Source organism: Paracoccus sp. S4493 (assembly GCF_000967735.1).
Classification (GTDB): Bacteria; Pseudomonadota; Alphaproteobacteria; order Rhodobacterales; family Rhodobacteraceae; genus Paracoccus; species Paracoccus marcusii.
The window spans coordinates 1-243 of record NZ_JXYF01000585.1 but is presented as its reverse complement, the minus strand read 5'-3'; the positions used below and the strand labels follow the sequence as shown (position 1 = coordinate 243).

Sequence of the window (243 nt, the reverse complement as noted above, 5' to 3'; positions counted from 1 at the left end):
GCGCCGGGACAGGCGCGCAGACGATTGCGCGGATCGCGGGGGTCCAGGATCAGCCCCTCCAGCGCGGGCAGGTGGCGGACCCCCTCGACCAGCAGCATCCGCCACGGCGTCAGGCGCAGCGGTGCCAGGCGCCCAAGGCGACGCAGCGTGTCGGGGGTGATCTGGCCGAATTCCAGCGCGACCAGCAGGCCTTGCGGATGCGGCCCCGGTTGCGGCGGCGCGGCGGGCCGGGGGGCGGGCAGG

Annotated in this window: 1 pseudogene; it reads right to left on the bottom strand. The window is 77.0% G+C overall.

Going from position 1 to position 243, the window contains the following annotated elements:
- Nucleotides 1–243, bottom strand: a pseudogene (locus TW83_RS21740) (precorrin-3B synthase); the annotation flags it as partial.